General features: G+C 31.9%; 2 protein-coding genes. One reads left to right on the top strand and one right to left on the bottom strand.

All coding sequences use genetic code 11. The features are described from left to right. Nucleotides 1–552 precede the first annotated feature (552 nt). On the bottom strand, nucleotides 553–756 hold the full coding sequence (locus tag ACP6PK_RS21195; RefSeq protein ID WP_426562384.1) for a hypothetical protein: 204 nt from the start codon (nucleotides 754–756) through the stop codon (nucleotides 553–555). 495 nt (nucleotides 757–1,251) lie between these two features. On the opposite strand from ACP6PK_RS21195, the gene ACP6PK_RS21190 reads away from it, so the two are divergent. After that, nucleotides 1,252–2,637 (top strand): GTP-binding protein, encoded by a 1,386-nt coding sequence (locus ACP6PK_RS21190; RefSeq protein ID WP_426562400.1) that lies wholly within the window; start codon nucleotides 1,252–1,254, stop codon nucleotides 2,635–2,637. Nucleotides 2,638–2,878 lie beyond the last annotated feature (241 nt).

Below are 2,878 nucleotides of genomic sequence, written 5' to 3'. Positions count from 1 at the left end.
AATTTTGTCAAAGTCGATAAATTCCGAAAAATTCTGGAATAAATAGTAAGTACCTGTGGTAAATAATTAGTAGATTGAAAATTTTTCAGGAGCGACTATTATCTGAGAAGACTCTCGGATATGAACGAACTAAAATATTTCCCGACTGCCACAGATACTAATTTTGTCAAAGTCGATAAATTCCGAAAAATTCTGGAATAAATAGTAAGTACCTGTGGTAAATAATTAGTAGATTGAAAATTTTTCAGGAGCGACTATTATCTGAGAAGACTCTCGGATATGAACGAACTAAAATATTTCCCGACTGCCACAGATACTAATTTTGTCAAAGTCGATAAATTCCGAAAAATTCTGGAATAAATAGTAAGTACCTGTGGTAAATAATTAGTAGATTGAAAATTTTTCCGAGGCGACTATTATCTCAGAAGCATCTCGGATATGAACGAACTAAAATATTTCCCTACTTCGGGAAAGACTAAATTTTCTGGGAATGGAAAAGCAAAAAAAGAGCCTATTATATGTATAGACTCTTTGCCTCAGTTCTACAATTAATTAATCAGGTGTCAGTGGTGAACCATCACTACCTGGATAGTCAGTATAAGGAAGTGGTTCTAAGAAACTCTCTTCGTACAGAATATCAGATATCTGATCATAATTTTCATCAATAATTCTGTCAACTTTATCCCTTAATAATTGCTCCCAATATTTTAGTCGTGTCAAATTTTCATAGTCTTCCTCATGTATTTCTACTTCCAATAAATTCGGTCTAAACTCATAGGATCTATATTCATCTATTTGAGCCTAATTTTCTTTGATAATTTCTTTGATTTTACTCCTTACTAACTCTTCCCAATTTCTTAGACTTAGCAAATTATGAAAATCTTCTCTCTCAATATTTATTGGTAAATACTCTGTCTGAAAAAAATCTTTTCTTCTTTTACTTTGAGTAATTTAAGAACTATTTTTTTTGATAATTTGTTTAATCTCAGCTCTTACCAAACTTTCCCAATTTGATAGACATCCCAATTCGCTTATAGATTGACCATCTATAACTATTTCTAACTCCATGTTTATCTCCAAAAAGAAAACTTATAGCAATTATCAGCTTTTTTCCCTAGACTCAATGAGCAGTATTTCAGAAATTATGCCAATTGATTTGATAAAATTATATCATTACTAACTATACTTTGATTTCCTATTAAATTATCTAAGGCAAGTATAACTTTGAATAACTCAAATATTTACCCAGAAATAATTACAGAAAATTCTCAATCAACAGAAAGTTATCGTAAACAAAGTCAACTTCATTGGAAGCGAGCTAAAGCAAGTTTACGAAAAGCTTTAAATAGATATTCTGTCTGGCAAAATGCCTCACAGAAAACAACTACCCCTGAATTAGCATCTACTATCAAAACTAAATTAGACTTATTAAAATCAAATATTGATAAGCTCGATCAAGAAGTAATTCAAATAGCTGTTTTTGGTCTAGTTAGTCGTGGTAAGTCAGCAGTATTAAACGCTTTATTAGGTGAAAAAATATTAGAAACAGGCCCTCTGAATGGTGTGACTCAATGGCCGCGTTCGATTAGATGGACTCCTAATATTTTTGTTAATTCTAATCAACAAGAAGTAGTAAAAATAGACTTAATAGATACTCCTGGATTAGATGAAGTTGCAGGTCAAATTCGTGGAGAAATGGCGAAGGAAGTTACTCGCCAAGTTGATTTAATTTTATTTGTTGTTTCTGGGGATATTACTCAAACTGAGTATGATGCTTTGTCTGAGTTACGAAAAGCTAAAAAGCCATTAATTTTAGTATTTAATAAAATTGATTTATATACAGAAACGGAACGAGAAGAAATTTATCAAAATTTGCAGAAAATTGCTCTTCATCAGTCAGGAGAATTAGAGGATATTTACTCTCCTTCAGAAGTAGTAATGGTAGCAGCGGAACCAAATCCTATACCTGTAAGAATTGAATGGTCTGATGGTAATGTGACTCACGAGTGGGAAACTTTGCCTCCTCAAATAGATGAGTTAAAACAAAAAATAATTACTATTTTAGAGCGGGAAGGGCGATCGCTTTTAGCTTTAAATGCGTTACTTCAAGCTAGAGAAGCTGAGGTAAGTATTGCTCATAAAACTGTTAAGGTTAAACAAAATGAAGCTGATAATTTAATTTGGAATTTTGCTAAGTATAAAGCTTTAGCTATTGCTTTGAATCCTATTTCTTTTATTGATGTAGTTGGAACGACTGTAATAGATTTAGCATTAATTCGCTCTTTGTCTCGTCTTTATAATTTGCCGATGACTAGCTATGAAGCAGGTAAACTTTGGAAGATAATTATTTTTAGTGCTGGTGGTATATTGTTGGGTGATTTTGGAAGTAGTTTATTATTAGGTTTAGGAAAGGTTGATATTATTTCTTATGCTGGAGTTGCTATTACTCAAGCTTCTATTGCTGCTTATGGAACTTATGCTATTGGTAGTGCTACTAAAGTTTATTTGGAAAGGGGTTGTACTTGGGGAGTTTTGGGTCAAGATATTGTTATTCAGGATATTTTAAGTCAGATGGAACCTGATACTATAATTTATCGTTTACAACAGGAATTATTTAATAAAGAAGGTAGAAGGTAGAAGTAAGAAGTAAGAAGGAAGAAGTTAGTAAATTTTCTGGAAAAAATTTTCATTGAGTGTCAGTTCTGTTAATCAGACCTTCCATATTTGTAGCGATCGCCTATTTATTTTTAATCTCAAATATTTTTGGTAACTGTCAACTTGAGTTTTAATTCTTGAAACTTAATAGATAAATGGAAATAGGGTAGAGACTTTCTAATTTGCCAATATTTCTCTGACCTTCCCATAGTCACTTTTCCCA

The sequence above is a fragment of the Dapis hubbardiae BLCC-M172 genome, from assembly GCF_050016015.1.
In the GTDB taxonomy this organism is placed as follows: Bacteria; Cyanobacteriota; Cyanobacteriia; order Cyanobacteriales; family Microcoleaceae; genus Trichodesmium.
This window is presented reverse-complemented; position numbering and strand designations above follow the sequence as displayed.